General features: G+C 65.4%; 19 protein-coding genes. 11 read left to right on the forward strand and 8 right to left on the reverse strand.

Translation table 11 applies throughout. The features are described from left to right. Nucleotides 1–215: 215 nt before the first annotated feature. The 3 genes from K1X11_RS18990 to K1X11_RS19000 all read right to left on the reverse strand — a co-directional run bounded on the left by K1X11_RS18990 (nucleotide 216) and on the right by K1X11_RS19000 (nucleotide 5,240). The gene (locus K1X11_RS18990) at nucleotides 216–2,378 is read right to left on the reverse strand and encodes a TonB-dependent receptor (protein WP_221030739.1); all 2,163 of its coding nucleotides are present in this window, start codon (nucleotides 2,376–2,378) and stop codon (nucleotides 216–218) included. A gap of 64 nt (nucleotides 2,379–2,442) precedes the next feature. Then, a complete protein-coding gene (locus K1X11_RS18995; protein WP_221030740.1) occupies nucleotides 2,443–3,099 on the reverse strand; it encodes a thioredoxin domain-containing protein in 657 nt (218 codons plus the stop codon). A 5-nt stretch (nucleotides 3,100–3,104) separates the two neighbouring features. Next, nucleotides 3,105–5,240, reverse strand: coding sequence for a TonB-dependent receptor domain-containing protein (locus K1X11_RS19000; RefSeq protein WP_221030741.1), 2,136 nt, complete (start codon nucleotides 5,238–5,240; stop codon nucleotides 3,105–3,107). A 417-nt stretch (nucleotides 5,241–5,657) separates the two neighbouring features. Here K1X11_RS19000 and K1X11_RS19005 point away from each other — a divergent pair, with 417 nt between their 5' ends. Next, nucleotides 5,658–6,869 carry a CobW family GTP-binding protein gene (locus K1X11_RS19005; RefSeq protein ID WP_221030742.1) on the forward strand — a complete coding sequence of 404 codons (1,212 nt, stop codon included), beginning with the start codon at nucleotides 5,658–5,660 and terminating at the stop codon, nucleotides 6,867–6,869. Between the two features lie 211 nt (nucleotides 6,870–7,080). Here the strand turns inward: K1X11_RS19005 and K1X11_RS19010 are convergent, their stop codons facing one another. From K1X11_RS19010 to K1X11_RS19020, 3 genes are all read right to left on the reverse strand, one after another. After that, nucleotides 7,081–7,995, reverse strand: coding sequence for a LysM peptidoglycan-binding domain-containing protein (locus K1X11_RS19010; RefSeq protein ID WP_324726025.1), 915 nt, complete (start codon nucleotides 7,993–7,995; stop codon nucleotides 7,081–7,083). Further along, a complete protein-coding gene (locus tag K1X11_RS19015; protein WP_221030744.1) occupies nucleotides 7,992–8,270 on the reverse strand; it encodes a hypothetical protein in 279 nt (92 codons plus the stop codon). Before K1X11_RS19015 ends, K1X11_RS19010 begins: the two co-directional genes overlap by 4 nt. Before the next feature lie 129 nt (nucleotides 8,271–8,399). Continuing rightward, on the reverse strand, nucleotides 8,400–9,416 hold the full coding sequence (locus K1X11_RS19020) for a WD40 repeat domain-containing protein (RefSeq protein ID WP_221030745.1): 1,017 nt from the start codon (nucleotides 9,414–9,416) through the stop codon (nucleotides 8,400–8,402). Nucleotides 9,417–9,537: 121 nt separating this feature from the next. On the opposite strand from K1X11_RS19020, the gene K1X11_RS19025 reads away from it, so the two are divergent. The 5 genes from K1X11_RS19025 to K1X11_RS19045 all read left to right on the forward strand — a co-directional run bounded on the left by K1X11_RS19025 (nucleotide 9,538) and on the right by K1X11_RS19045 (nucleotide 13,301). Then, nucleotides 9,538–10,800 carry a dicarboxylate/amino acid:cation symporter gene (locus tag K1X11_RS19025; RefSeq protein WP_221030746.1) on the forward strand — a complete coding sequence of 421 codons (1,263 nt, stop codon included), beginning with the start codon at nucleotides 9,538–9,540 and terminating at the stop codon, nucleotides 10,798–10,800. Between the two features lie 103 nt (nucleotides 10,801–10,903). Then, nucleotides 10,904–11,575 carry a PEP-CTERM sorting domain-containing protein gene (locus K1X11_RS19030; RefSeq protein ID WP_221030747.1) on the forward strand — a complete coding sequence of 224 codons (672 nt, stop codon included), beginning with the start codon at nucleotides 10,904–10,906 and terminating at the stop codon, nucleotides 11,573–11,575. A 150-nt stretch (nucleotides 11,576–11,725) separates the two neighbouring features. Beyond that, a complete protein-coding gene (locus K1X11_RS19035; RefSeq protein WP_221030748.1) occupies nucleotides 11,726–12,361 on the forward strand; it encodes an RNA polymerase sigma factor in 636 nt (211 codons plus the stop codon). Beyond that, nucleotides 12,358–12,789 (forward strand): hypothetical protein, encoded by a 432-nt coding sequence (locus K1X11_RS19040; RefSeq protein ID WP_221030749.1) that lies wholly within the window; start codon nucleotides 12,358–12,360, stop codon nucleotides 12,787–12,789. The genes K1X11_RS19035 and K1X11_RS19040 overlap by 4 nt, the downstream gene beginning before the upstream one ends. A 20-nt stretch (nucleotides 12,790–12,809) precedes the next feature. Next, nucleotides 12,810–13,301 (forward strand): DUF3106 domain-containing protein, encoded by a 492-nt coding sequence (locus K1X11_RS19045; RefSeq protein WP_221030750.1) that lies wholly within the window; start codon nucleotides 12,810–12,812, stop codon nucleotides 13,299–13,301. Between the two features lie 265 nt (nucleotides 13,302–13,566). Here the strand turns inward: K1X11_RS19045 and K1X11_RS19050 are convergent, their stop codons facing one another. Beyond that, the gene (locus tag K1X11_RS19050; RefSeq protein WP_221030751.1) at nucleotides 13,567–13,986 is read right to left on the reverse strand and encodes a hypothetical protein; all 420 of its coding nucleotides are present in this window, start codon (nucleotides 13,984–13,986) and stop codon (nucleotides 13,567–13,569) included. A 123-nt stretch (nucleotides 13,987–14,109) separates the two neighbouring features. Here K1X11_RS19050 and K1X11_RS19055 point away from each other — a divergent pair, with 123 nt between their 5' ends. The 5 genes from K1X11_RS19055 to K1X11_RS19075 all read left to right on the forward strand — a co-directional run bounded on the left by K1X11_RS19055 (nucleotide 14,110) and on the right by K1X11_RS19075 (nucleotide 22,025). After that, nucleotides 14,110–14,976 carry a DUF4405 domain-containing protein gene (locus tag K1X11_RS19055; RefSeq protein WP_221030752.1) on the forward strand — a complete coding sequence of 289 codons (867 nt, stop codon included), beginning with the start codon at nucleotides 14,110–14,112 and terminating at the stop codon, nucleotides 14,974–14,976. Between the two features lie 99 nt (nucleotides 14,977–15,075). After that, nucleotides 15,076–16,950 (forward strand): hypothetical protein, encoded by a 1,875-nt coding sequence (locus K1X11_RS19060; RefSeq protein ID WP_221030753.1) that lies wholly within the window; start codon nucleotides 15,076–15,078, stop codon nucleotides 16,948–16,950. Nucleotides 16,951–17,373: 423 nt separating this feature from the next. Continuing rightward, the gene (locus K1X11_RS19065) at nucleotides 17,374–18,975 is read left to right on the forward strand and encodes a methyl-accepting chemotaxis protein (protein ID WP_221030754.1); all 1,602 of its coding nucleotides are present in this window, start codon (nucleotides 17,374–17,376) and stop codon (nucleotides 18,973–18,975) included. Nucleotides 18,976–19,005: 30 nt separating this feature from the next. Next, nucleotides 19,006–20,391, forward strand: coding sequence for a hypothetical protein (locus K1X11_RS19070; RefSeq protein ID WP_221030755.1), 1,386 nt, complete (start codon nucleotides 19,006–19,008; stop codon nucleotides 20,389–20,391). A gap of 467 nt (nucleotides 20,392–20,858) precedes the next feature. After that, complete coding sequence (locus K1X11_RS19075; protein WP_324726026.1) at nucleotides 20,859–22,025, forward strand: HipA domain-containing protein; 1,167 nt, start codon at nucleotides 20,859–20,861, stop codon at nucleotides 22,023–22,025. 400 nt (nucleotides 22,026–22,425) lie between these two features. Here the strand turns inward: K1X11_RS19075 and K1X11_RS19080 are convergent, their stop codons facing one another. Next, complete coding sequence (locus tag K1X11_RS19080) at nucleotides 22,426–23,889, reverse strand: CobW family GTP-binding protein (RefSeq protein WP_221030758.1); 1,464 nt, start codon at nucleotides 23,887–23,889, stop codon at nucleotides 22,426–22,428. Between the last annotated feature and the right edge of the window lie 4 nt (nucleotides 23,890–23,893).

A 23,893-nucleotide genomic window follows, 5' to 3' on the forward strand; every position in this document is an offset into this window, starting at 1 on the left:
CGGGATACGGGATACGGGATGCGGGATGCGCGATGCGGGATGCGGGATGTCGGGCGTGAAGCCGGACCCACATGGTGGTGCGATGCGGGGTCTTTATTCCTCTTTATCTTTCTCTTTCTCCCCATTGGGCGGGAGGCGGTCGGATTGCGATCGGCGGGGATAAAGAGAAAGATAAAGAGGAAAGAGAAAGAGCGGGTGCCGTGGGCGGTGTGGTTCTAAAACGAGTAGTAGGCGCTGAGGAGGACTTGGCGGGCTTGGCCGGGGATGTGGTGGCCGCCGCCGATGCGGTCGATGTAGTCCTCGTCGGTGAGATTGGTGCCGTTGAGACGCAGGGTGAGGGCGTCGTTGACGCGGTAGGAGGCCATGGCGCTGAACAGCCAGTAGTCGGGGATTTCGTCGGCGGTGGCCGAGGTGTTACGCGACACGCTGTCCATGTATTGGGTGCCGCCGCCGATGGAGAAGGCGTCGGTGATACGGTAGGTGCTCCAGAGGTTGAAGGAGGTGTGCGGGGTGAGACCGAGTTCCACGCCCTCGAGGTCGGCGGTGTTGGAGGCGAGGACTTCACTCTCCATCACGGAGAGGCCGGCGAAGACGTCCCAACGGCGGGTGATGCGGCCGGCGGCGGAGAGCTCGATGCCCTGCACGCGCTCACGACCGTCGAGGACGATGGGCGGGTCGTTGGGATCGATGCCGGGGGTGCGGGCGTTGGTCTTCTCGGTGAGGAAGAAGGCGGCGCCGAGCGAGAGGCGGCTGTTGAAGGTGTCCCATTTGACGCCGACCTCGTAGCTGTCGGTCTGCTCCGGATCGACGTCGGAGAGATCGGTGCGGCGGGAGGAGAGGCTGAGGCCTTCGGCGGACGGGTTGAAGGAGTTGGCGTAGCCGATGTAGAAGGAGGCGTTTTCTTGCGGCTTGTAGATGAAGCCGAGGCGGGTGCTCAGCTCTTCATCCTGGCGGGAAACGGAGGCGGAGGAGCCGTCGGTTTCGACGTTGGTTTGGGTGGCGTCGAAGATGTCGTAGCGGGCGCCGGCGAAGACCTGCCATTGTTGACCGGCGAAGACATTGTCGAAGGCGTAGAAGGAAACGGTTTCGCCCTCTCCCTGACCGTAGGCGCCGGTGCGGGTGATGTTGCCGTTGTAAGGATCGCGGGTGTTGGGGTTGAGCAGATCGGTCTCGGGCAGGACGGTGCCGTCGGCTTCGGCGCGGGCGTAGTTGCGCTCCTTTTCCTTGGCGTATTCGACGCCGGCGCTGATGGCGTGATTGATGGCGCCGGTGCGCAGCTCGGCGTTGAGGTGGGTCTGGTTGGCGAAGATCTCGTTGGTCTGGTCGCGGGACTTCCAATCGTCGCGGCGCACCATACCGTCGGTGGTGCGGGAGAGGCGCGGCGAGGTGTGGACGGAGTCGCGGTAGGTGTGGCCGTAGCGGGTGAGGTTGCGCAGGGTGAAACCGTCGCCCTGATGCTCGACGGTGAGGGTGGCGAGGTCCTGCTCGATGTTTTCGCGGTCGCGATCGCGCAGACCATACCAGTTGGAGGACGGCACATCGACGCCCTCCTCGAAGGCCTGACGCGGCAGACCGTAGTCGGGCACGTTGTCCTGCTCGAGGCGTTGGTAGGCGACGGTGACCTTGGTCGGGCCGTTGGTGCCGAACGCGTAGGACGGCGCGAGGCCCCAGGAGGAGTTTTTGACCACGTCACGGCCCGGGACGCCGGCGTCCTGCCACATGGCGTTGACGCGCAGGGCCTGGCCCTCGGCGGTGGGTTGGTTGAGGTCGAGGGTGGCGCGCTGGTAGTTGTCGGTGCCAACGACGGCGGACCCGGAACGGAAGGCGCGATCGTGGGGGGACTTGGTAACGAGATTGACGGAGCCGCCGGTGGAGCCGCGGCCGGCGGTGGAGGAGGAGGGGCCCTTGGCGACTTCGACCTGTTCGAGGTTGAAGGAATCGCGGGAGTAACCGCCGAGGTCGCGCACGCCGTCGACAAACATGTCGGTGCGGGCGGAGAAGCCGCGGATGGTCATCTGGTCGCCGGCCGGCGTGCCGCCCTCGCCGGCTTGGAAGGTGATGCCGGGAGAGTTGCGCAGGATGTCACGCAGGGACGTGGCGGCTTGCTCCTCCATGAGGCGCTGCGGGATGACGGTGACCGTCTGCGGGGTGTCGAGCAGGGGCGCGTTGAACTTGGGCGAGGAGAGCTGGCGCTCGCGCGAGCCCTCGACGGTGGTGGTGTCGAGGTGGACGACGTCGTCGTCATTGCCGGTGGCGATGGCGGTCTGGGCCAGCGCCGTGGTGGTGGCGCCGGAGGCGGCGAGCAGGGCGGCGACGGGCATGGCGCGGCGCGGCAGTTCGCGGGAGAAAGAGCAGGCGGGAGCGAGGGTCGATTGCATGGCGGGTAAGATGTGCAAGACGGAGGCGGAGATACGGAAATACGGAGAGGGTCGTCGGGGGGCGTCAGTGGGTCGGGGACGCGGCGGCGGATTCGGCAGCGAGGAGCCGATCGAGGGTGGGGCGCAGTTGGCGCGGATCGGTGAGGCGGACTTCCTGGCGGGTGCCGTCGGCGGTCGTGTGCCGGATCAGGAAAGTCGGCAGGGCGGTGATGCCGAGCTTGCGGGCGGCTTTCAAATCGGCCTGGGCGGCACGGCGGGCAGAGCCGTCGTGCAGGGCGGCGAGCATGGGCCCGCGGCCGGGCAGGTCGCCTTGTTCGACGGCGCCGAAGATGGCGCTGGGCGAGCGAGCGGCGTAGCTGAAGAGGAAGTCATTGATTTCCCAATACACGCCGGCGGCGTGGGCGGCGCGGGCGACCTCGAAGATGGTGAGGCGCGGGTTGCGATCGTCGGCATCGAGGCTGCGCCAGTGGACGCGGCCGGTGTCGATGTAGGCCTCCTGCATGAGCGGGAAGGCTTCGGACTGGAAGTCGTGGCAGTGGCCGCAGCGGAAGGAGCGCACGGCGATCACGCTGATGGGGGCGTCGGCCTGGCCGAGGCTCGGCAGATCGTCCGGCAGGACGGCGAGCGGCTCGGCGGCGGCGGTGGTGACGGAGAGCGCGGCCGTAGTGGCGGCGAGGATACACGCCGCGAGCAGGCGGGGAATGACGCGGGAACGGTTCAAGCGGCTCAGAACGTGTAAGTGGCGCTCATCCAGAGGCGGCGCGGTTCCTGGTGGTTGTTGAAGAGGTTCGTGTAAGCGACGGAGCCGTTGTTGTCGTAAGGACGGTAGTCGATGAAGTCCTTGTCGAAGAGGTTGGAAACGGTCGCGTTGAGGGTGATCTGGTCGGTCACGGTATAGGCGCCGCCGAGGTGGAAGAGGGTGTAGGCGCGGTAGTCGCCGTAGAGGTCGCGGGCGGCCCCGTCGCTGCGGAGGCGCTCGCTGCGGTATTCGCCGCTGATCCAGGCCGAGAAGCGCTCGCTGCCGTCCCAACGCAGGCGGGCGTTGAGCATGTGGCGCGGGGTGTTGGTGAGGGGCTGGCCGATGTCGGCGCCGCTCTTTTGCTCGCTGTCGGTGTAGGTGTAGTTGGCGGAGGCGGTCCAGTCGGTGGCGAAGCGAATGCGGCTGGAGAACTCGGCGCCCTGGGTGATGGCTTTGTCGATGTTGACGCTCTGGCTGTAGAGGTCGACGGCCGGCCAGTAGCCGTAGTCGACGCAGCCGGGGCGGTCGGGGCTACCGGCGAAGGAGCAGTTGAAGAGGCCCTCACCGGTGGCGATCTTGTCGTCAAAATCGTTGCGGAAGAAGGTCACGCCGGCGGAGAAGTTGGAGCTGGGAGCGTAGGCGAAACCGAGCTCGGTGGTGGTGCTGGTTTCGGGGGAAAGGGTGGGCGTGCCGATGAAGGGAATGGTGCCCTGACCGCGGAAGCCGGTGATGCCGTCGGCGAGTTGATCGAGGCGCGGAACTTTGAAGCCCTGGCTGATACCGGTGCGCACGGTCCAGGCGTCGGAGACGTTCCAGACGAGGTAGGCGCGCGGGCTGGTGTGTTCACCAAAGGCGCTGTGGTCATCGTGGCGGAAACCGAGGGTGAGGCGGAGGTCGGGACGAAGCAGCCACTCGTCTTCGGCGAAGAGGGCCCACTGGGTGTGGGTGTAGGGGGCGGGGGCGACGCCGTCGACCATCTCGGCATCCCACCACTGGCCGCCGACGGTGAGGGTGTGGGCGTCGCCGATCTGGGTGACATACTTGGAGTCGACGACGAGGTTGTCGTTGGTGAGTTCGCGCGGGTCCCCGGCTTGGGCGGTGGCGGTGTCGTCGGGCAGGATGCGACCGATCGTTTCGGTGTTGTTTTGCATCACGCTCGTTTCGAGTGAACCGTTGCCGTGGCGCCAGGTGTGAGCGGCGGTGACCTGGGTGCGATTGAAACGTTGTTCGGGGGCGTAGCCACGCACGCCGAGGGTGCCGAGTTGGCCTTCGGAGTTGTCGTAGGTCTGCTCGGAGCGGTCGTAGTCGATCCAGAAATCGTGCTCGGGCAGGGCGACGAGGGTGAGGCGGCCGCCGTAGGAATTGATGTCGGCTTCGACCGGGCTGGGACCGCGGCGGCTGACCTCGATGGCGTCGCCGTTCTCGTCGAAATACTCGAGCTCGGAGGCCATGCGGTGGTAGGCGGAGCCGCGCAGGGTGAGGCCGAGGACGTCGGGGATGACGGGGCCGCTGAGGTAGAGCTGGCCGGAAAGGGAGTCACCGAAGTCGCGGTTCTCCTGCAAGGTGCCGCCGGCGGTGATCGTGCCGTTCCAGGCGGCGTCGACGCGGCGGGTAATGATGTTGACCACGCCGCCCATGGCGTCGGAGCCGTAGAGGGTGGACATGGGGCCGCGCACGACCTCGATGCGTTCGATGGCGGCGGGCGGGGGGAGGAAGCTGGTGGAGGTGCCGCCGAAGCCGTTGGGGGTGACGTTGCCGGCGGCGTTTTGGCGGCGGCCGTCGACGAGGAAGAGGGTGTAGTCGCTCGGCATGCCGCGGATGGAGATGTCGAGGCCACCGGTCTTGCCGGCGGAGTCACCCACATCGATGCCCTCGATATCGGAGAGGGCCTCGGCAAGGTTGTTGACGCGGCGCTCGGTGAGCTCGGTGCGGGAGATCAGGCTGATGCTGGCGGGCGCGTTGCGGATCTGTTGCTCGAAGCCGGCGGCGGTGACGACAAATTGCTCGAGGGCGACGGCCGACTCTTCGGTCGTGTCGTCGGCGCGCAGTTCGATCGCGGCGGAGCCGGCGAGGGCGAGCGCAGCGAGGCGGGCGGCGGAGGAAGTGAGGGAGCGAAGGTGCATGGCAAGGCTGGAAAAGGCGTGGTGTTCGGTGGCGAGCAGAGGCGCCAAACGATGTCGTTTATGGGCGGCGCCGGTCGCAGAGACAGGTAGGCCGCCGGGCGACCAAACCCGGCGGCCAATGGACCGTGACCGACCCGCCTATGGCAGGGAGAGTCGGCCTCTCTGATGAATGGGCTTACCTACAATAAATTGCGGGTGAGACCCAGTCGCATAAAGAACGAGTTGAGATAGGGTCTCGTTTTCAAGATGGGTCAATGCTTTTTTAGAGATTAAATCTCAATATCATTAATTTTACGCACGAAGGATGCGTTACTTGCTGCGAGGCAGGAAGAAGCGTTGAGAGGGGATTTGGGCGGGCAACGCGTTCGCAAGAGCGGGAAGCTTGGCAGCGGTGGTCGGTGTCGCTTGGGATGGGGCATGGACACGCAGACTGTTGAGACGGGAAAACCGGCGGTGACGGTGCTGAGCGGCTTTCTGGGCGCCGGCAAAACGACCTTGTTGCGACATGTGTTGGCGCAGGCGGAGGGGCGGCGCTGGGCGGCGGTGGTCAACGACGTGGCGGCGCTCAACATCGACGGGGCGGTGGTGGAGAACCTGGGCGGGAGCGGCGGCGCCGAGGTGGTGAAGCTGGAGAACGGCTGTGTGTGCTGTTCGAACCGCGATGACTTGGGGGAGGGCTTGGCGCGACTGGCGGCGGAGGGGGAGTTCGCGCACATCTTCGTCGAAGCCTCGGGCGTGGCGGAGCCGCGGGCGCTGGCGCAGTTGTTTGTGCAGAAGAACCCGTTCGGGCGGTCGCTGGGGGATTTTTGTCAGTTGGCCAACTTGGTGACGGTGGTCGATGTGGCGGTGTTGGCGGAGCAGTTGCGCGACATGCGCGATGGCACGTCGGCGGCCAAGAATCCGCCGGTGGTGCCGGGTGCGCCGCGGCCGTTGGTGGAGCTCATGCTGGAGCAGGTGGAGTGCGCCGATCTGGTGGTGCTCAATCAATGTGATCGCGCGGAGGCGGCCGACCTCGCCGCGGTGCGGGCGGCGGTGGCCGGGCTCAATTCGCGGGCGGAGGTGGTCGAGACCGAGCAGGGGCAGGTGGCGAGTGAGGTCATGGTCGACCGGATTCGGTTTGACGCGGCGGAGACGCTGGGCGGCGCGGCGTGGATTCGGTCGTTGAACGCGGTGGCGGCGGCGACGACATCGGCGCGTGGGGCGGCGGGCGAGGGCTTGGTGCGGAAGCCGGCGGCGGCGCGACACGAGGAGCGGTTTGGGCTGACGAGTCTGGTGTATCAGGCGCGACGACCATTTCGGCGCGAGGCCTTGCGGGCGTGGGTGGAGGGCGGCGTGCCCGGGCTGGTGCGGGCGAAGGGGTTTTTGTGGCTGGCCGAGGCGCCGGACGAGATGGGGTTCCTGTCGCTGGCGGGTGGTATCAGCCGATGGGATACACTGAATCCGTGGTGGGCGGCGATGATTGAAGCCGGCCGGGCGACGCGCGAGCAGTTGCCGCCGGGCGTGCGCGCGGCGTGGGTGGAACCGCACGGCGACCGTCGGCAGGAGTTGGTGTTCATCGGCGTGGGGCTCGACGAAGCCCAGCTGCGGGCGGCGCTCGATGCCTGCCTGGCCGGCGAGGCGACGGGGTAGGTTTTTACAGAAGCAGCGGATGTCGGGCGTAAAGCCCGACCCACACCCTTGAAGAGAGTCTTACTTGTGGGTCGGGCTTTACGCCCGACATGAGCGCGTTACCCGATTCGACTTTCCCAGACACACCCTCAGGAAGAACGGGACGCTCTCCTGCCGAGCTCTCTTTCCCTCTGCTTCCTCCCGTGGGAACGCGGTGGTGCCCGGGGGCGCGTCAGGCGAAGCGTTTGAGGTCGCCGTAGGGGAAGTATTTGCCCGGGCAGAGGGTGTGGTTGAGGTCGACGCGTTTGTGCACGGTGACCTCCACGTTGGAGCGCACGTAGCCGGAGCAAAGGTAGTCGAGCAACTCGTTGACCGCGGCGCGCTGGCGGCGGGTGGGGCGATGGTTTTCGAAGTTGCCCACCATGCAGATGCCGATGCCGCTGTCGTTGACGCTGGTTTTGCGCACGTGGCCGCCGCGCAACTGCTTCTTCCACCGCGGACCGATCTCGATCTCGCCGTCGCCGGAGTCGCGGCCGTTGCCGATGACAAAGTGGTAGGCGAGCCCGTGTTCCATGCCGCGGCGCAGGTGAGCCTTGCCATAGATCTCGGCGTTGCCGGCTTCGATCGCGCTGTGGTGGCACACGATGTATTTCCAGCGGGAGGAATCGACGCGGATCTTGTCGGTCGCGGCGATCACCGGGGCGAGGGCGGCGCTGTTGCTCGGCGCGCTGCCGCCGGAGGGCACGGAGAGTTTTTGGCCGACGCGGATGAGGTCGGACTTGAGATGGTTGACGCGCTTAAGCGTGCGGACGTCGGTGCCGTGGTGGCGGGCGATGAGGCCGAGGGTGTCTCCTTTTTTTACGACGTAGGTGGAAACCGTGGCGACCTGGGCCCCGCTCGGGATGGAGAGTTTTTGGCCCACCTTGATGAGTTCGGTGCGCAGGCCGTTGGCGTTCTTGATGGCCTTGACGGTGGTGCCGTAGTCGCGGGCGATTTCGATGAGGGTGTCGCCTTTGCGCACGATATGCATCTGACCATCGGCCGCCCACAACGCGGTCGGTGCCGCCCACAAAGCAAGGGCGGACCAGAGGGTGTGATGCAAAAACTCCCGGCGAGTAGGCACGTGGCAGAGTATCAGGTCGGTCAAGCAGGGGACGGTTGCAGCGCCTGCTGGACGATAAATTTGGCGACGGCGTAGCGTTGTCGAGTGAGTTTCCAACGCCGGGTGGAACCGTCGGCCCCGAAGACGGCGATGTGGGTTTCGACCAGCGGGCAACCGGGGTCGACGCAGGCCGCTTCCATGACGCTCACCACGTCGTCCTCGCCGAGCTCGAGGATCTCGCGCACCCAGCCCTTAATGGCCTGTGTATGGGAATCGTCGATACCGCTGCGCGTATCGGTGGCGGGGATGAGGTTGTGCATGGGGATGGTTCGAATCTTTCGTCCTTCTCTTTCCTCTTTATCTTTATCCCGGTCGGTCGGATGGCGGGCGAATTTCGCTCAGTGGGGATAAAGAGAACGATAAAGAAGAAAGAGAAAGAGCCTGCGGTCTCAGGCTTCGACGCGGAGGACGTAGACGATGCCTTGTTCGCTGCCGATCGCGAGGTGTTGGTCGTCGGGGGACCAGGCGAGTTGGGTGGCGGCGCTGGGGAGTTTGACGTTGGCGCGCAGGGGTTGGCGGCGGTCGGGACTCCACAGGCGCACGGAGCCGTCGTCGGCGGCGGTGGCGAGTAGGCTGTGGCTGTTTTGAAACGCGACGGCGCACATCTTGGCGTCGTGCGGCAGCATGGCGGGTTCGCGGCCTTCGGGGCCGGCGCCCTGGCAGTCCCAGATGCAGCCTTCGCGACCGCCGCTGGTGGCGAGCCAGCGGCCGGTGTGATCGAAGGAGAGGTGCTTCACCTTGGATTCGTAGCCGCTCATGTGGAATTCCTGGTCCTCCTCGGGGAGCCAGAGGTGGACGGACGGATCCTGGTTGCCGGAGACGATCCAGCGGTTGTCGGCCGACCAGACGAGGGCGTGGATGCCGTTGTTGTAGGGGAACTCCTTTTGGGCGACGAAGTCATCGGCGTCCCAGAGCACGACGCCGCCGAAGTAGGCGGCGGCGAGAGCGCCGCCGGCGGGTTGCCAGGCGAGGGCGGTGAGGGTTTTGGGCGCGGGGGCAAAGGTGTGACGCACGGTGCCGTCGGCCTGCAGGAGACTCAACGTGCGGCCGGCAGCGGCAGCGAGCAGGGGCGGGTGGAAGTCGGTGGCGGTCGACCACGCGAGGTGTTCGACCCAACCGCCGCCGAGGTCGACGGAGGCGGTCGCCTGACCGGCGGTCGTGTCCCAGAACTTCACCGCGCCGTCCTGGCCGCTGGTGGCGAGCAGGGGCTGGCTCGGGTGCCAAGCGAGGGCGTCGGTGCCGTCTTCGTGGCCGGCGAGGCTGTGTTGCACGGCGCCGTTGGTCGCGGCGAAGAGCGTGATGGGGCCATCGGTCGCGGCGGCGGCCAAGGTCTGGCCGTCGGCAGACCAACCGAGGTCGATCACGTAATCTTCAAGGGTGGCGGCCCAGTGCTTCGTCAACTGCATGGGCTGAAGTGAGCGAGGGGTCGGGTCCGGTGCAAGGGCGGACCGGGGGGCGGGGCGCATATATCAAACGGTAGCGACGGCGGCGTCGCGGGCCGGCGCCGAAACGGATTCTTCGATCAACGTGCCCTCCACCGCCCCTGTTGCTCGCCCGTCGTTTTGGCGTCGGATCTCGTTGGTGCAATGGATGCTGATCGCGGTGGTGATCGGCATCCCGCTGGGCTTCATTGCGCCGGAGTTTTCGGCGTCGTTGAAGATCGTGAGCGACGTGTTTTTGCGGCTCATTCGCGCGATCATTGCGCCGGTGCTTTTTGGTGTGTTGGTGCGGGCGATCGGGGGCGGCGGTTCGGTGCGCGATCTCGGGCGGTTGGGTTGGGAGGCGTTGGTGTGCTTCGAAGTGTTTACGACGCTGGCGCTGCTGGGCGGTTGGGGGATCGCGTTGTTGTTGCGGCCGGGCGTGGGCGTGGAGATTCCGGGGGCGAGTGAAGCGGTGGTGGCGCAAACGGTGGCGTTTGATCAGGTGATCCTCAACGCGGTGCCGACCAGTTTGATCGACGCCATGGCGCGGGGTGACGTGCTGCAGATGGTGGTGTTCTGCACGATCTTTGGCGTGGCTTGCATGCTGGCGGGTGAGAAGGCCAGGCCGGTGCTCGACTTCGCCGGCTCACTGGCGGACGTGGCGTTTAAGTTTACGCACGTGATCATGTATCTCGCGCCGCCTGCGGTGTTGGCCGCGATGGCATCGACGGTGGCGGCGGGGGGGCTGGATGTGCTGGTGGGGTTGCTAAAACTCTTTGTCGCGGCGTGGGCGTCGCAGCTCGGTTTTATGGTGCTGGTGTTGGGGGGAGCGCTGGTGGCGTTTCGGGTGCCGCTGCGACGTTTTATTCACTTCATGCGCGAGCCCTTTCTGGTGGCGTTTGCGACCACCTCGAGTGCGGCGGCGCTGCCGCACACCTTGGAGGACATCGAACGCTTCGGCGTGCCGCGGCGGGTGATCGGCATGGTGGCGCCGCTGAGCATCAGCCTGAACCTCAACGGCAGCACCCTGCACATCGCACTGGCGACGGTGTTTGTGGCGCAGGCGGCGGGCATCTCGTTGTCGCTGGAGCAGCAGCTGCTGATGTTGGCGACGTTGAAGATCACGACCAAGGGCGTGGCGGGCATTCCGCGGGCCAACTTCGTGGTGTTGGCGGCGCTGTTTCAAAACTTCGGGCTGCCGCTCGAAGGCCTGGCGGTGTTGCTGGGCATCGACGCGCTGATCGATCCGATTCGCACCAGCGTGAATGTGGTGGGGCATGGCGTGGCGCCGGCGGTGGTGGCGCGTTGGGAAGGTGCCACGTTTCCGACGGACGTGCCGACGGACGACGCGCCGCGAAGCGCACCGTGATGGGGGCGGCAGGTGGTTATACGGCCCTTCACCTGAACTCATAATGCGCAGGACCAATTGGTTATGGATTGAGAGGATGTGGCCCGGCTGAGATGCCGTGAGCATGCGTAGGTTGATTCTCCTGTTTGGCGCGCTGGCTTGGCTGGGGGGAGCCGTCCACGCGCAACTCGTCCTGTCCACGTCGAACACCTTGGGGACGTATGCCAGCTTCTGGCAAACGAGCGGGGGAGACTGGTTGCCGACCGAAACGATTGATGGCGATTTCGCCAATACGAACGGCTGGGCGATCTCGCCGCAACAGGCGACGCCGCAGTGGATGCGGTGGGACGTGGCGGATGGCACGGCGGGGGTCTATACGTTGACGTTGTCGTTCAACTTCGGCGCCTCCCACGTGCTCAAAAGCTACAGCCTTTCGTGGTCGGATGACGATGCCAGCACGTGGCATACGATCACGGACTACACGGCGTTGCAGTCGGTGGGAGGCGCGACGTTGACGGTTAATGAGAGCGGACTGCTGTCGGCGGGAAGCCTGGTGACGGATCAACACGTGCTGACCACCTCGACCTTGGGCGCGATCACCAACCTGCGCATCGATACGCCGTCGTTACCCGGCTATTCGAGCTCCGACAATTTTGTGCTGACGGAGTTTCAAGCGTCCGTTTCGGCCGTGCCGGAACCGGCCAATGTGGCTCTGGGCGCGGGTGCTTTGGTGATGGGTTGGGTGCTGTTGCGCCGTCGCCGTCGTGGTCGTGGTCGCGTGAGTGCGGCTGCTTGAAGCGGCTGACGCGGGCGAGGGGCGAAGGGGGCGAGTCGGTGCAGCGGAAACCCGCGCTATCGACGCGGTCCTTGTAATAGCGTTGGATGGTCGGGGTTTCATTTCACGGTGAACGCTGTCCGACTTCCCTTTCCCTTTCTGCCGGCCTGGATGGCTACGCTGCTCGCAGTGTGGTTTGAACCGGCGACCGGAGATATGGCGGACCAGGCCGGAGCGGCGGAGGATGGCGAGGCGGAGGCGCAGGGCGAGGAACTGGAGGTGACGTGGCTGCGTCGGGTGGCGGCGGGCGATGAGCGGGCTATGCAGTTGCTCTTCGATCGGTGGAAACTGCCGTTGCTGAGCTTTTTTTATCGGTCACTCGGGTCGAATGCCGATGCCGAGGACCTGACACTGGAGGTGTTTGTGCGGGTGCATCGGGCGGCGGCGCGTTATCGGCCGCAGGCGAAGTTTTCCACCTACCTGTTTCAGATCGCGCACAACCTCCTGCGCAACGAGCGGCGGCGGCGGCGGCGCAAGCCGGCCGATCCGGTGCCGCCGGAGACCTTTGACTACACGCTGGCGGATGACGACGGGAGCGCCCGACGGCTGGCGGAGTTGGAGGAACTGTTTCAACGGGCGCTGGCGCAGTTGCCCGAAAAATACCGCACGCCGTTGCTGCTCCTGCAGCAGCAGCAGATGGCCGCAGCCGAGGCGGCGACCGTGCTCGGCATCACCGAAAACTCCCTGCGCGTCCTGGTGCATCGCGGACGCCAAATGCTTAAAACCCAAATGGAGGCGTTGTCATGAACTCAGCCACATCCTCAACCCCGACCGGCCCCGATCCGCGCGACGGGGAAATCGATCAACTACTGGCCAGTCGTTTCCGCGACACCACTCCGGCCTTTGAGCGGCGCTGGGTGGACCTACAACGGGAGCTGCGACGAGGCGCCGCGGAAGGCGCACGTCTGCGGCCGGCGCGTCGGTGGTCGCGGCCTGCGTGGTGGGGTGGGGCGCTGGTCGCGTTGAGCGGGGCGGCGGCGGCGCTGCTGCTGGTGCTGCGGCCGACGGTGGCGCCGACCCCGAATCCGACGGCGACGGCGGCGGCGGAGTATTCACCGGCCTTTGTCGAGCTGCTCGAAATCAACGACCTGCTGCATGAGGCGTCGCCGTTGCTCGACGCTGAGAACCGGGATGCCTTGCTCCACCTGGCGGCGGCTCCCACGTCCCACACCTGAATTTGATTGGAGGAATCGCCATGAAACCACGCGTCTGGATCTCGATCGTAGTGTTGTCGGCCTCGTTGCCGTTGAACCCGTTGTGGGCCCAGCACGGACCGCCCCCCGGGGCGGGTCCGCGAGCCGGTGGCGGTGTCGGCGGTGCTGGCGCCGCCGGGGCGGGTGAGACCGCGGCGGTGGAGAAGTTTCTCAGTCTTTCCGACACCGAGCTCGATCAGCTGCTGGCGGCGATCCAACGCATTCGCGCGATGACGCCGGAGCAGCGTGTCGCCTTGCTTGAGCAGATGCAGCGCTATCGGGCGTTGCCGGACGGCGAACGGGCGAAGCTTCGGCAAGGGTGGGGCATGGTGTCGCCCGAAATCCAGGACGCCTGGCGTGCGATGATGCAGCAGGCGACGCCGGAGCGAAGGGCGGAGATCCAACGGGAATTGCAAAGCCTCGCTCCCGCGGAGCGCACGGCGCGGCGACGCGAACTGGCCGAGGCGTATTTGGCCGCGCAGGACACGCCGTAGTGCCGGAGTGCGCCGACGTCGTCGTCGGTCGGCGTGGGTGTGTGTCGGGACTGCCGAGGCTGGAAGCCTCGGCCACGGTGCGGGGAGGGAAGTGGGCACGGCATCTTGCCGTGGTCGTTTGGTCGGCCGCTCAGGGTGGCGGGGAGGTTTGATGAAACCGACGGAGACAATCGTGAAAAAAAATAAAGCCGACCGCTTGGTGAGCGCGGCCGGCTGATCGGGCGGATGGGACCGTCGGCGGTCCCGGGGAAGGGGGAGGGGGCGCTTAACCGCTGGGAGGATTGGGGCAGTTGGCGTTGTTGCCGGAGCCGTTGCGCGGTCCACGGCCGGGGGCGTTGGTGCGACCCGAACCATCCTGCAATGGCGTGCCGGTGGCGTTGGGGTTGCCCTTGCCGACTGCCTTGCCGGAGCCGTTGCGTTGCGCGTTCGTATTGGCGTTGGCACTACCCTGGTTTTGACCGCGGCCCAGGCGATTGGTGGCGGCGCCGGTGCCATCAAGGCGCGGCGATGAGAGACAGGTGCCGGTGTTGCCTCGGCCGCCGCCGAAGCCTCCGCCAGCCCCGCGGCCGCCGCATCCACCACCACCGCCACCGCCACCGCCTCCACCCCGGGCGGCGAGCGCCGTGGAGCTGAGCAGCAGGCTGGAACCGAGGAGAGCGGAGAGAAAAACGAGTTTTGATTTCATGATAATTTCCTTTCACGGGGTTCAACCCCGCTGCGCTCGCGGCATTACAGGCCGGCGGAAATTTTTGAGGGGCTGTAATGGAGGACCGGGATCTGGGGTTTCACCGCCGAAACCTCTCTCCCTGTGAATACCTCTTCTGCCTCAAAACCGTTTCAATGGCGGGCGCTCGTTACCGTGATCGTCTCGCTTTCCTTTGCCGTGATGCTGGCCAGCGGGCTGGTGCTTTTTCTCGCGCCTCCCGGCCGTGTCGCCAATTGGACCAATTGGACGATGGGCGGCCTGCTCAAATCCGAGTGGGCCAGCCTGCACATCAACTTTGCCGCGGTGTTTCTCGGCGCGGTGGCGTTTCACCTCTACTTCAATTGGCGGCCGATGATGAGCTACCTGAAGACCCGGGTGCGGCGGCGGATCGGCTTCCGGCCGGAATGGGTGGCAGCGGTGGTGGTGGTGGGATCGGTGGTCGGCGGAGCGCTGGCCAACGTCGCGCCGTTTTCGTCGCTGGTCGCCTTCAGCGAAACCTTGAAGGAGAGCTGGGAACAACCCGCGCAACGGGCCCCGATTCCCCACGCGGAACTCCTGAGCGTCGCCGAACTGGCTGAGCGGGCGGAGGTGCCGTTGGACGAGGCGTTGGCTCACCTGCGCAGCGCCGGCATCGAGGTGACCGATCCCTCCCTGCAGGTGGCTGATGTTGCGCGCGCGGCCGGGGTCTCGGCGCAGCAACTGTATGATCGGCTGATGCCGCCAAGGTCGGCGCGCGGCGGTGGTGGCGGCGGCGAAGGAGGACGCGTCGGCGGCGGCTACGGACGCATGACCTTGGCGGAGTTTTGCGCTCAGGAAGGCATCGCGTTGGAGCTGGCATTGAGCCGCCTGCGCGCGGCCGACCTGCAGGTGCAGGACGGCCTCACGCTGCGCGAGCTGGCGCAGCTTAATGGCCACGCGCGGCCGTCCCAGTTGTTGGAGGCCATCCGCGGCGAGTCGGGCCACGAGTAGAGAAAACCTGAATACAGCCGCCCGTCACGGCATTTGGCGCGTGACGCTCGGGCCGGGGCGCGGTTGAAACAACGCACCCCCGGTTCCGGTGTCGCCGTCATGAAACTCTCCCCCCGCCGCCTCCTGCTGATATGGATCGGGGGAGGGCTGTGGGTGCTGGGATTTGGGTTCTACGCCTTCTGGGCGGAGCAACGACCGCAGGCAGCGGCGGTGGTCGCGGCGGAGGCGACCGGGGCCGTGAGCCAATGTCGCAGTTGTCATCAGGTGATGACGGCCGAACACGACGTGCATGCGCCCTTCGATTGCACGGTTTGTCACCTCGGCAACGCGGCGGCCACGACCGCGGGTGGGGCGCACCACGGCATGGTCGCCATTCCGGGCAACCTGGCCGATGCCAGGCAGACCTGCGGCCTGTGTCATGCGCAGGAGGTCGACGACGTGCATCACTCGCTCATGACCACCAACGCCGGCATCGTCGCGGTCAACCGCTGGGTGTTTGGCGAACAGGCGACCCCGGATGGCGACACGCCGATCACCGCCATCGGCCACACCCCGGCCGACGACCATTTGCGCAACCTCTGCGCGAGCTGCCACCTCGGCAACGAACGCACGGACTTTGGGCCGATCGACGACGCCTCGCGCGGCGGCGGCTGCAACGCCTGCCACCTCAATTACGCACCGGGCGCAGTGACCGAACTGGCCGCGTTTTTGGCCGACTCCACCGTGTTGCCGCGTTCCCATCCCACGCTCGATCTTAACATCACCAACACCCACTGCACCGGCTGTCACAGCCGCTCCGGTCGCATCGCGATGAACTACGAAGGTTGGCACGAAACGCAGCTCGCGACCCTGCCATCCGACGGCACACATCGCCAGCTTTCCGACGGGCGCATTTTCCGGCCGATGGCCGCGGATGTGCATCACACCGCCGGGCTGAGTTGTGTGGATTGTCACACCTACGCCGAAGTCATGGGGGACGGGCAGACTTACGCGCATGAGGAGCAAGCGGTGAAGGTGGCCTGTGCCGATTGTCACGCGGCCGGGGAGCGCAGCGGCACGGCGGTGACGGAACTCGCGCCGCTGTATCAGCGGATCCACCGCCTGCGCGGTTTCACCCACGAACGCGTGCTGACGACCGCCGAGGAACGTATCCCCCTGGTGAATACCTATCTGCCGGGCGACGGGGCGGCTTTCCTGATTGGCAAAAACGATGGCGAACTCCGACCGCTGCGCGCACCCGCGACGGTGTGCGCGGGTGGGGTCGGGCATCAGACGCTGGACTGCGCGTCGTGTCATTCGGCGTGGGCGCCGCAGTGCTTTTCCTGTCACACCGACTACGATGCGACCGCGCCGGCTTTTGATCTTTTGACCAACACGGATCGGGTGGGCGAGTGGCGCGAGCAGGCCGGAGACTTCCGCGCCGGTCCACCGACCCTCGGCGTGTATGAGCACGACGACGGCGCGCGGGTGCAGCCGGCGGTGCCCGGCATGATCATGACGCTCGATCGCTCCGGCTTTGCCGAGAGGGTGGCGGGTGTGCCGGTGCAGACCTTTCACCGCCTGTTTGCGCCGGCGTCGCCGCACACCACGTCCGCCGCGGGACGCGATTGCCGCTCCTGTCACAACGATCCGGTGGCGCTCGGTTATGGCGCGGGGGCGCTGGTTTACACCCCGGAGGCCCCGGCTGGGCAGCGCTGGCGTTTCACGCCGGACCATGCGGCCCGGCCCGAGGACGGTTTGCCGGCCGATGCCTGGATCGGCTTCCTGCAAGCGCCGCACGAACCGGCAGCGACGCGCGCCGCGTTTCGACCTTTCACGGTGCGCGAACAGCAGCGCCTGCTGACCGTGGGGGCCTGTTTTGAGTGCCACGACCAAGCCAGCGAGCGCATGCAGGCGACCCTGCTGTCCGACTTTGCGAAGCAACTCGAGCGGCTGCCGGAGACCTGTGTTTTGCCCGGGTTTTCGGCGCGCTAGGAGTGGGTCGTGCCCCTCATTTGTAGACGGGCGATTTCCCTAAGTGGCGGGCAACAATGCGATTGCGCGAGGGTGGTCCGGAGGGCGAATTTTCAGTATTCGTGATCCTAATGGGGCCTAAAATGGGTGTAATTCGCGACGCAAGCGGCTGTGGGTTAATGGGAAATGAAATATCATTAGGTGCCCCAGCGGTGCATATATTGCCGAGGATAGGCCCGATTGGGAACATTAGGTAAAAGTTGGTTGAAGGCGGTTCGATATAAGGCGGCATAATCACCGACGGAGCCTTGCCGACCTCTTGATGCACTCGACTTTTCGTCTGCGGACGAAGCGCCAGGTGGGAGCGGCGCCGTGGGGCCTGGCCATAAACAAGACACCTATCATCCACCACCCAACGACCGCGCCCCACGCGCATTGCATCCCATGTCCTCCCGAGCTCCGTTTCTTTCCCGCCTGTCCCTGAAGGGGCGAATGGGCGCGATCTACCTCCTCGTCGCGATGTTATGTTTAGGCCTCATCGCGAGCTTCAATCTGACCCTGCAAAAGGTCTGCGACGTCACCAAAGACATCATCGTGGTCGGTTCGCAACGAGCCCGCCTGCAATTGGCCTGTGACACCCTGGCCGAAACCCTCTCGGCCCAACTGGCCGGGTTGCCCGATGACGCCGCGCGCCGGGAGCACCTTCGCGCCGCCCTCGCGAACGTCCGCTACGAGGACGACCGCTCCGGCTACTTCTTCGCCTTCGAGGATACGGTGGCGGTGGCTTACCCGATCGATCCGGCCAAGGTCGGCACCGATATGGGCGGGATGCAGGATCCGCGCGGCACGGCTGTCGTCGCCGAGTTGGCCCGGATCGGTGCCAATGGCGGTGGCTTCCTCGATTACGTTTGGGACAAACCCGGGCAGGGCGAGGTGCCGAAGATCAGTTACGCGCAAGGCATCGCCGGCACGCCGTTCATCATCGGCACGGGCGTTTATGTCGACACCGTGGCGGCGCAGCAGTCGGCGATTGTGCAGGAAATGACGGCTTCGGTGAGCGAATACCGGATTTTCATCTGGGTGTTTGGTGCGATGTTGGCGGGGGCGACCATCCTCGTCGCCTGGTTGATCGGCCGCAGTGTGGTCGGCCCGATGGAGCGCCTCATGCGCGACCTGGGGGCTAGCGCCGACGAGCTCGCCGCCGCGTCCAACAACATCTCCTCGGCCGGCGCGCACCTCGCCTCGGGCGCGACCCAGCAAGCGGCCGCCATCGAGACCACCAGTGGCTCCGTGGACGAGATCTCCACCATGATCACCCGCAACGCCGAGGACGCCGGCTCTGCCCACCGCTCCATGCAGGCGGCCAACGTTGTCATCGATCAGGCCAGCGCCGCTATCGGTGAGTTGAAGAACGCGATGCACTCGATCGAAGGCTCCAGTCAGGAGACGCAGAAGATCATCAAGACGATCGACGAAATCGCCTTCCAAACCAATTTGCTGGCGCTCAATGCCGCCGTCGAAGCCGCCCGCGCGGGTGAAGCCGGGGCCGGTTTTGCGGTCGTGGCCGACGAAGTGCGCAGCCTCGCCTTCCGCGCCGCCGAAGCCGCGCGCAGCACCACCGAGTTGATCGAAGGCAGCGTGCATCAGATCGGGCAGGGCTCCGGTTCGCTCAACACCGCCAGCGCCGCCTTCGAAGGCGTGATGAAACACGCCAGCGAGATCGGCTCGCGCCTGGCCGGCATTGCCGAGGCCTCGCAGGAGCAGGCCAGCAGCATTCAGCGTATCCGTCATTCCATGACGGAAATGGACGCGGTTACCAAGGAGTCCACCGCCGCCCTCGAAGAGACCGCTTCGGCGGCCGAGGAAGCCAGTGCCCAGGCGCAGGATCTGCGCAAGGTTGCCTGGCAAATCGATGCGGTGGTGCACGGCGTGCATCGCACTGCCGCCAATTCGTCGAAGCAGCAGGCTGCTCGACCCAAACCCGCGGCACCGCGTTCCCGTTCCGGTCGGACGGTGCCGTCGCGAGACCTCGTGGGCGTCGGCTGAGGCCGGCCGCGAGTGACTCGTTACGAACTTATGGTGAACTCGATCCTCCACCACCTGTCCCGTTGTCTGCGAATCCTGGTGATGCTGCCCCTCGGCGTCGTCGGACTGCGCGCCGCTGAAGAGCCCAGCACGGCCGAAATCCTGCAGGAGATACGTGCCCTGCGGGCGCGACTCGGTGCCTTGGAGGCGCTGGTGGAACAGCGAGTCGCCGACGACGGCGCCGCGCCGGTCGCGAGCGACGTGCCGTCCCTGGCTCCGGTGGCGGCGACGCCGCGCCCGGTCGCGCCGGCTCAACCGGCCGCCGCGATGCCTGCGCCGATGGTGCGGGCGCCTGCCGCGCCGCGGGTGGCGTTGTATGGTTACGTGAAGGCCGATGCCTTTTACGAAACCCGCGACACCTACGTTGATGCCTTGCCCTTCTGGGCCTGCGCGGATGACGCCACGCACAACAACGGCGACGGCGAGTTTGGGCTCACCGCCAAGGAGTCGCGCTTTGGCGCCAAGATCGACGGCGGCGACGTGCTCGGCGGACACCTGCGGGGTCAGTTTGAATTCGATTTCTACGGCGACCTCGGTCTCAGCGGTCATCACGCCTACACCCCGCGCACTCGCCACGCCCTGGTGGAATGGAAGGGCGGCGACTGGAGCGTGTTGGCGGGGCAGACCTGGGAAACTTACCTCGTGACCTTCCCGCAGACGGTGAACTTCACGGCCTACAACTTTCAGGGCCAACTCGGTCTGCGCCGCTCGCAGGTGCGGGTGACGCGCCGAATGGAGCTGGGCGACGAACGGCGGGTGACGGCCAAGTTTGCCTTGGCCGAGCCGCTCGGTGGCGTGCACGGCGCCGACCTCGACGGCGATCACCAGGACGATGCGGCCGACGCCGACATGCCGGTGCTCGAATACAACCTCGAATACCAGTCGCCGGCGCTGCGCGCCGCGGTCGCTGGTTTCTACGGCCGTGAGCATCTCGGGCCGATCGGCGGTTTCGGCGCACGGGACTTTGATGCCTGGGCGGTGATTGCCGGCGGCGAGATTCCGCTGGGGGCGAGCTTCACCCTGCGCGGCTCGGTCTGGACCGGCACCAACCTCGACAGCGCCTGGGGCGGCATCGGCCAGGGTATCAACCTCGGCCGCAGCGAAACCATCGATGCGACGGGTGGCTGGGCGCAGCTCGGCTGGGCGGTGGCGCCGGACGTGTCATTGAACTTTGGATACAGCTGGGACAATCCCGACGACAACGCCCTCAACGCCGGGCAGCGCACGCTGAACGAATCGCTGCTGGTGAACGGTTTCTGGAACGTGGGATCGAACCTCACCCTGGGCCTGGAGTTGATGCAGCTGCGCACCGGCTACAAAGGCGCCGCCACGGCCACCGCCGAGCGCGTGCAAAGCATGGTCAAGTTCGGCTTCTGAGCGGAGAGGGGGAGGCCGGTTCGGTTGCATCGCTAAAGCCTGAGACCGACCCTTCCCTTCCGATTGGCTGGCCTAAATCTAGATTGCGGTCTCAAGCATTGGGTGAAAGTATCTGTTCAAGATAGGGCGAAGTGATTTCCTAAAGTGCTAACAATAAGCATTAAGGGGGATTCGAAATGGTTATTGGATTTGCTCAAATAAAGTAAGATGCCCGGTCCGACCGCTCTCGACCCCAAGCTCATCAGCCTCCACTTGCAGGCGGCGGGCCCGTTGGCGGCGAATGACTTGGCCACTCGCCTGAAGGTGAGTCGACCAACGATCCATCGGGCCGTTCAAGGCCTGGGTGATGCCGTTCTGAAACTTGGAATCACCCGGCACACGCGGTATGCGCTGAAACGTTCGTTGGCTGGCAGAACACGCCCGTTTTCCATCTACCGTCTAAATCTACAGGGCCGCCGAGCGATCGAGTGGGCGAACCTGACGGCGTTGCATGGTGGTTGGCACTTGGACTGGCCTCGACCGGGCTGAAGCCGGAATGGGCGGATGCGGTGCACGATCGCTACGGTTATTGCGAAGGTTTGCCCTTCTTCCTCACAGATCTTCGCCCTCAGGGCTATCTGGGCCGGGCGGCCATCCACCAGTTGCCGGAGGGCACGAGTTTTCCCTCTGATATCCGACTTTGGAGTGATGATCATGTCATCAGCTACCTCGTTCGATTTGGGGAAGATTTACCGGGTAACTTGGTTTTGGGAGACGAGACCTCCTCGATGGCAATGTTCGGCGCGAGTGGTCTTGGCATCCGTTACAGCGAACGCGAAACAGCCTATCCTCGAATGGCGGACGCGGCGGTAGCGGGGAATTTTTTCGGCTCCTCCGTGGAGGGGGAACAGCCCAAGTTCACGACGTGGCTACGTGATGACGCCGACCGTGAAGCGGAGGCCGTTATCGTGAAATTTACGGACCGGCTATCGACCCCGACTGGTCGCCGCTGGGCGGACCTGCTCGCGGCGGAGCAGGCAGCGCGTTTGGTGGTCAGTGAAACTGCACTCGCGGATGCGGAGTTTCCGTATTCGGAGCTCTTTGATTTTGGAGATCGTCGTTTTTACCAGATCGCACGTTTTGATCGTATCGGCCGAAGTGGCCGGCGGGGTCTTGTATCCTTACGCGCACTACATGACGCCGGTTTGACGGGAGGAGAAACCAATGACTGGGTGGAGGCCGTTGAGGGATTGGCGCGGCGGGGGTGGGTGTCTCCGGCTGATTTGCGCGTGGTGCGCTTGCGTGCCGCGTTTGGTAATCTGATCGGCAATACCGATATGCACTTCGGGAATTTGGCGTTCTATTTGGAAGATCGATTGCCCCTGAGGTTGGCGCCGTTGTTCGACATGGTGCCGATGTTGTGGGCGCCTCGCCCGGGTGAGAGTGAACCTTTGCCAGAGTTTCGGCCCAAGCTGCCGACGCCGCGTCATCTCGATGTTTGGAGTGAGGCTGCCGAGCTGGCGGAACGTTTTTGGGAGCGGATCACCCGGGAGGCATTTGTCTCAGTCCGTCGGCTTTCCGTAACTCCGGCTTTTCGAGCGGTGGCCGCGAACGCGCTCAGAACGATCCGCGATATGAAGCGTAGGCTTACCTAGCCGTCGCCCGTTGCTATCTGCGGATTTATCGGGTCGGTTCCGTCCAGCGGTCGGTCCGGCGCTGGCCCGCCTCGGGCGGTGCCTCTCGGCTTCGCGAACCTTCGCCGTTCTTCGCGGTTTAAAATCCCTTCCAACGTAGCGCGAGCGAGCTCGCAGCCTACACTGAGGGGCAGGTGGATCGACGCGGCCCGGAGGTCCGCGTCCACCTTCTTTGTCAGCTTTGCAGTCTTCACGGTCCGCCACAGCTCGTAGAGCGACGGTGGATGCGTCAAAACGCGGTGCCGCTCGGCTAATCTCGATATTCGACTATCGCGAAGTCGGGCGTAAAGCCCTACCAAAAAACAAGTTAGTCTGCACGGTTTGCGGCAGGCGTCACGCTCGGCCGATAGCGCAGAGAGGCTCAGTCGAGGCAGGCTTTGAAGCCTTCGGTGAGTTGCTGGCGGTCGAGGTCCTTGCCGATGAAGACGAGGGTGTTGGAGCGCGGGGTGTTGCCCCATTCGCCTTCAAACTTCGCGTCGAAGAGCATGTGCACGCCTTGGAAGACGAGGCGCTTGGGGGTGCCTTTGACGGCGAGCACACCTTTGGCGCGGTAGATGTCGTTGCCTTTGGTCTGCAGCAGCTTGCCGATCCAGTCGTTGAGGCGCTGCGGGTCGCAGTCGCCTTCGAGGACGATGCCCACCGAGGACACTTCTTCGTCGTGGCTGTGGTTGTGCTCGAAGTCCTGCTGCCAGGTGGGACGCACGTTGTCGGCGGCGCCGCTGGGATAGATGTGCAGGGGATGGGCGCCGCAGCCTTCAAAGACGAGGTAGGTGCCGGGGGCGGCGACATCGAGGGTGTAGCGGCCATTGCCTTCGTTGAGCAGGAGGCGTTGGAGGGTGGTGCCGGGCGTGAAGGTGTCGCCGTCGGCCACGCGGTTTTCCCAATCGGAGAAGCCGACTACGGCGGCGTCGCGGGCGGCGGCAAGCACCTGGTCGTCGGTCGAGGCGACGGGCACCACCATAATGTCGAGTTCGTTCTCGGCGTGGTGGTGATGGTGGTGGTCGTGGTCGCAACCTTCGCCGTGCTCGTGGTCGTGGCCGTGGTCATGATCATGGCCACAACCGCAACCTTCGTGGTCATGGTCGTGATCGTGTTCGTCGTCGCCGTGGCCGATGACGAGGGTGTGGCGGCCGGCGGGCAGCGGGTAGGCGCCGGCCCACTCGAAGGGGTAGGAAGGCTCGAGGAACTTCGGGTCGAGGGCCTCGGCGCGGGAGAGGTTGAAGGCCTGCAGATCGAGCACCTTGTCGAGCGGGAGGTCGCAGTTGGTAGTGCGTTCGATGCGGGCGGCGGCGTTCATGCCGCGGATGCGCGATTCAAGGGCGGCGAGATCGGCGGGGGAGACGAGGTCGGCTTTGTTGAGCAGGAGCACGTCGGCGAAGGCGATTTGCTTTTTCACCTCGGGGGCGTCGTCGAAGTGCTGCACGACGTGTTTGGCGTCGACGACGGTGACGATGCCGTCGATGCGGAAGTTGGCGCGCATCTCGTCGTCGGTGAAGAAGGTCTGGGCAACGGGGCCCGGGTCGGCGAGGCCGGTGGTCTCGATGAGGATGCCGTCGAGTTTGTTTTTGCGCTTCATCAGGCGACCGAGAACGCGGATGAGGTCGCCGCGCACGCTGCAGCAGATGCAGCCGTTGTTCATCTCGAAGAGCTCTTCGTCGCTTTGGATGACGAGTTGGTTGTCCACGGAGACTTCGCCGAATTCGTTTTCGATGACGGCGAGTTTTTTGCCGTGCTGCTCGGTGAGGATGCGGTTGAGCAAGGTGGTTTTACCGGCGCCGAGGAAGCCGGTGAGGACAGTGACGGGGATGGGAGCGTCTGCGGACATGGCG

It is taken from the genome of Actomonas aquatica, assembly GCF_019679435.2.
In the GTDB taxonomy this organism is placed as follows: domain Bacteria; phylum Verrucomicrobiota; class Verrucomicrobiia; order Opitutales; family Opitutaceae; genus Actomonas; species Actomonas aquatica.